Source organism: Clostridium tarantellae, assembly GCF_009295725.1.
Lineage (GTDB): Bacteria > Bacillota > Clostridia > Clostridiales > Clostridiaceae > Sarcina > Sarcina tarantellae.
Window position 1 is genome coordinate 1 of the sequence record NZ_WHJC01000259.1, and the last position, 4,725, is coordinate 4,725.

The following is a 4,725-nucleotide window of genomic DNA, read 5'->3' on the forward strand; positions in this document are numbered from 1 at the left end:
TTATAATTATTATTTATTTAATTATTTATTTTAAATATTGCTAAATTTTTTTTTACAAATTATTAATTTTAACTTGAAATATTTAATCTTTATAGGTAAACTATATATATAATACACATCCAAAATTTTCCTAATTTTTAGGGTGTTTATTTTTTATAGTGTTTATTGTTAAATTTAATATATTTATGTTAAAAATGCACATAGAAAGGAGTACTATGGAAAATTTGATAAAGTTTATATCTAAACATGTTATAAGCTTATCTATAGGTCTTATTAGTTTAATTTTAATAATTACTATTTCAGCATTATGCATTCAAACAAATATTAATGCAGATAAAGTATTTGACAACATATCTGTGGATAATATTGATTTGTCCAATCAAACTAAAGAAGATTTAAGACAAACTTTAGAAAATTATTATAATAAAAAATTAACATCTTTTAATATTGAATTTGTTTATGGAAATATTAAAGAAAGTATATCATCTAAAGATTTAGGATTATATTATCCTATTGATGAAATTACAGAAAAAATTTTTAATTATGGAAAAGATAATAATATTATAAAAAGTACTTTTAATAGAATTAAAATACTATTAGAACCTGTTATTTTTTCATTTAAACCACAACATGATAAAACTGCTGTAAATGTTTATATAGATCATTTAGCAGGGTTAATAAATAAAGATGTTATAGAACCTAAAATTTCTTTTGAAGGAAATAAATTAATAGGCTCTAACTCTTCTATTGGTTATGAAGTTGATAAAGAAACTTTAAATGAATCTATTAATGATATTTTAGATTCATATGATGGACAACCTTTTACTAAAACTTTAGATATTCCCGTAAATGAAGTTAATCCAACTGTTTCTTCTGATATTCTTAATAAAATGGAAATATTAGGCACCTATTCTACACCACTTAAAAATTCTTCTACTGGAAGAACTCATAATATAAAATTATTTATGAATGCATTAAATGGAAAAGTATTATTGCCTGATGAAATTTATTCTTGTGATAAAACAGCTGGTTCTAGAGAAGCTAAGGATGGTTATACTTCAGCTCCAGGTTATATAGGAAATAAAGTAGTAGATATTTTAGCTGGTGGCATATGTCAAGGTGTTACTACTTTATATAATGCTGTTATCTATGCAGATTTAAAAATAACAGAAAGAGCTCCTCATAACTTACCTGTTACTTATGCACCTTTAGGAAGGGATGCTACTATTGCTGGTGGTTCTATTGATTTTAAATTTAAAAATAACAAAAAAAATCCTATAGTAGTTCAATGTTATGTTTCTAATAATCATGTATATGCTACTATATGGGGTATTAATGAAAATCTAAATAGAGAAATCAAGATATCTACAAAAGAATATGGTCCTAAATCTTCAGAAACGTTTAAGCACACTTATGAAAATGGAATACTTATAAAAACTGAAAGACTATCTAAGGACAGATATAATTAGTTTAAGATGTGAGAGATTATTTATTTCTCACATTTTTTATTTAAGTCACATTTTAAATTACTTTGGCATAGTAAATAAATGAGTATTACTTTTGAAATGAGATTATTATATGTGTAAAAAAAAAATTTTAAAAATATTAAAAAAACATATAATACTAACAGTTATAACTATAATGTGCACATTATTTATAAGTTTCACTTCCTTTTCATTGGTGAAAACTAAGCTTAATGAAAATAAAGTATATAAAAATATATATATTGATAATTTAAACTTATCTAAACTATCAAAGGAAGAAGTTAAATATAAACTTCATAAATATTATAATGAAAAACTTAAAAATATTAATGTTAATTTTTATTTTGGTGAATTTAAAGAAATTATTAATGCTAAAGACTTAGGGATATACTATAATATAGATAAAATTTCAGATGAAATAATTAATTTAGGGAAAACAGGCAATATTGTACAAGATACTATTAGTAGATTAAATATTTTATTAAATTCTAAATCTTTAACTTTTTATCCAATTGATAATAATAATAAACTAGACTATAAAGTTAAAGAAATAGCATCTCTTATAAATAAAGATATGATAGACTCTTCCATAAAATTCGTAGGAGAAAATATTAAATTTACAAAAAGCTCTATTGGTTATAAAGTTGATGAAGCTTTATTAAAAGAAATATTATTAGAATCCATTAACTCTAACATTAATAGCTCTTCTACTATAAATATTAAAATTCCCGTAAATATATTAAAACCTTCTTTACCCAATGAAATCCTAGAAAAATTCAAAATAATAGGAACATATACTACTTCTTTAGGAAACTCTTCTGAAAATAGAAAAAATAACTTAAAATTATTTACTCAATCATTAAATACTAAAATAATTTTTCCTAATGAAATTTTTTCAGCTGATAAAATTTCTGGACATAGAACTATTGCTAAAGGTTATAAACCCGCTCCTGGTTTTATAGGTGATAAAATAGTTCAAGTACCTGCTGGTGGTATTTGCCAAGGTGTTACTACTTTATATAATGCAACATTATATGCTGATTTAGAAATAGTTGAAAGAGCTTCTCATAGTCTTATTGTACGCTATGCTCCCATGGGACGAGATGCTACTATATCTGATGGAACTGTAGACTTTAAATTTAAAAATAATAAATCGTATCCTATAATTATTCAAACCTATACTAACAACGATATTGTACGTGCAAATATTTGGGGAATAAAAGAAAATGCTAATAGAGAAATTGTTATTGATGTTAAACATCTGTCTCCTAAAAGCTGTGAAACTTATAAATATACTTATGAAAAAGGAGTCTTAATAAAAAAAGAAATAATATCTAGAGACAAATATAAGTAGGGAATCTATTCTCTACTTATTACTTTTCACTTCAAATTTTTCAAATCTATATATTTGTCCAGTAGGATTAACCTTTTTTATTGGAACTTTTTCAAAAAACATCTCTAATGGTCTTACAAATAATCCACACTCTCCATATAATGCTCTATATAAAACCATATCTTCTCCAGTTTCTGAATTTTTAACAATATCTTCAAACAAATATAAATCTCCTTTAAAGTGTCTAAAAATCTTCCCTCTAAAATTATTTATTTCACTTTTTATATTCATAAATATCCTTCTTTCTAATTATTTAATATCATCTTTATATGTGGAATTCCTACTTCATCATAAATCTCTCCTAAAGGTTTAAATCCTATATTTTCATACAAATTCATGGTATATATTTGAGCTGATAAGATTAAACTTTGCTCTTTTAATTTATTTTTTACGAATTCAATGGAATCTTTTAATATTTGTTTTGCTAATCCTTTTCTTCTATAATCTTTTAAAACTAATACTCTTCCAATTGCCACTTGTTCATAACTTAATCCTTTTGGAATAATCCTAGCATAAGCTACTACTCTATTATTTTTACATATAAAGCTATGATAACATAATGTATCTAAATTATCTAAATCCTGTTCACAGATAATTTTTTGTTCCATTATAAAAACTTCAAATCTAGACTTAACTATTTCATATAATTCATAAACTGAAAGTTCATTAAATGCTTTTATTTTAACTTCCATTTTACCTCCTATTATTTTACTTAAATTAATAAAAGTTACTATAAATATAAGTTTAATTATTTTTTATATTTATAGCAACCCTATTATTTAATTCATCATATAATTACTATTTAAAAATATTTAAAAATGTACATTAAAATAATTTAATATTAAATTTATAGGATTAATAATTGTAAGACTTTTTGTAGCACAAAATACTATTCCTACTGCCTTCTTATTAGCATCTACTACTAAACTTCCTGAATCACCCTTATCGCTCATTCTTGTAGCAGCTATTTGCTTACTAAAAATAGCATTCGCTCCTGGCTTAACAGGACATTTAATAACAACATCTAAATTTTCTATAACCCCTTCTGTATCATGTGTTGAAATACCAAATTTTTTAACTTTATCTTCTAAATTAATTGTAGATATTCCGGTAACTTTGCCTATGCTAGGTATATGTTTTAAATAAGGAATATTAGGAAAAAGCTCTGCAATGGCACAATCAGCATGATTAGGTACATTATCAAAATATCCCTCATTCTTTTTTAGGCTTAAATTCAAATAAACAACTTTAGATAATTTACCTATTATATTATTTTTATTTAATTCTCCACCTGGTTGAACTATAGGTGTACCTACTTCTAATTTATTGTTATCAGCTAATACATGATTATTACTTAAAATATATGGTTTATTATTTAAATTATCAAAAACTATACATCCTAAAGTACCTGAAAATTCACTATTAATTGGACTAATACTATAACCTGCCCTTAAAGGTCTCACTAAAGAAAAAGGATTACTTTGTAATCTAGGCTTAGGTAAATTAGATTCTCTATTATTTAAATTAATTCTTCCTACTTGTATAACATCAGTTTTAATACCTAAAAAATTTTCAGGTATTATATTATTTTTTTCTAAATTACTTAAAGATACTTTTTTTTCTACTAATACATTTAAACTTAATTCCTTAGTATTAATTCCATTAATAACTTTAAATCCTCTTCCTATACCAATAACGTTTTTTTTATTCAAAAAAAAACTATTATAATTATTAATAATATCTATTATTGAATTTTTCATAAAAAAAACCATAAAATCCTCCAGAAATATTTAATAATAAAATATATGAAAAATCTTAAAAATAAATTAACAATACAAAACATAATGC

General features: G+C 23.3%; 5 protein-coding genes. 2 read left to right on the forward strand and 3 right to left on the reverse strand.

Annotated features, from left to right (window positions below; genetic code table 11):
* Positions 1 to 215: 215 nt before the first annotated feature.
* Positions 216 to 1,469: a VanW family protein gene (locus GBZ86_RS12755; protein WP_170272250.1), complete on the forward strand. Its 1,254-nt coding sequence runs from the start codon at positions 216 to 218 to the stop codon at positions 1,467 to 1,469.
* A 109-nt stretch (positions 1,470 to 1,578) separates the two neighbouring features.
* Positions 1,579 to 2,838 carry a VanW family protein gene (locus tag GBZ86_RS12760; RefSeq protein WP_152891231.1) on the forward strand — a complete coding sequence of 420 codons (1,260 nt, stop codon included), beginning with the start codon at positions 1,579 to 1,581 and terminating at the stop codon, positions 2,836 to 2,838.
* 12 nt (positions 2,839 to 2,850) lie between these two features.
* On the opposite strand, the gene GBZ86_RS12765 is transcribed toward GBZ86_RS12760, so the two are convergent.
* The 3 genes from GBZ86_RS12765 to GBZ86_RS12775 form a co-directional block, all read right to left on the reverse strand.
* Positions 2,851 to 3,108: a DUF1653 domain-containing protein gene (locus GBZ86_RS12765; protein WP_152891233.1), complete on the reverse strand. Its 258-nt coding sequence runs from the start codon at positions 3,106 to 3,108 to the stop codon at positions 2,851 to 2,853.
* Between the two features lie 14 nt (positions 3,109 to 3,122).
* Positions 3,123 to 3,569, reverse strand: coding sequence for a GNAT family N-acetyltransferase (locus GBZ86_RS12770; RefSeq protein ID WP_152891235.1), 447 nt, complete (start codon positions 3,567 to 3,569; stop codon positions 3,123 to 3,125).
* 120 nt (positions 3,570 to 3,689) lie between these two features.
* Positions 3,690 to 4,649 (reverse strand): hypothetical protein, encoded by a 960-nt coding sequence (locus GBZ86_RS12775; protein ID WP_152891237.1) that lies wholly within the window; start codon positions 4,647 to 4,649, stop codon positions 3,690 to 3,692.
* Positions 4,650 to 4,725: the final 76 nt, after the last annotated feature.

Coding starts and splice junctions, on each gene's coding strand:
- GBZ86_RS12755 (WP_170272250.1), top strand. CDS start 216: ATGGAAAATTTGATAAAGTTTATATCTAAACATGTTATAAGCTTATCT.
- GBZ86_RS12760 (WP_152891231.1), top strand. CDS start 1,579: ATGTGTAAAAAAAAAATTTTAAAAATATTAAAAAAACATATAATACTA.
- GBZ86_RS12765 (WP_152891233.1), bottom strand. CDS start 3,108: ATGAATATAAAAAGTGAAATAAATAATTTTAGAGGGAAGATTTTTAGA.
- GBZ86_RS12770 (WP_152891235.1), bottom strand. CDS start 3,569: ATGGAAGTTAAAATAAAAGCATTTAATGAACTTTCAGTTTATGAATTA.
- GBZ86_RS12775 (WP_152891237.1), bottom strand. CDS start 4,649: ATGGTTTTTTTTATGAAAAATTCAATAATAGATATTATTAATAATTAT.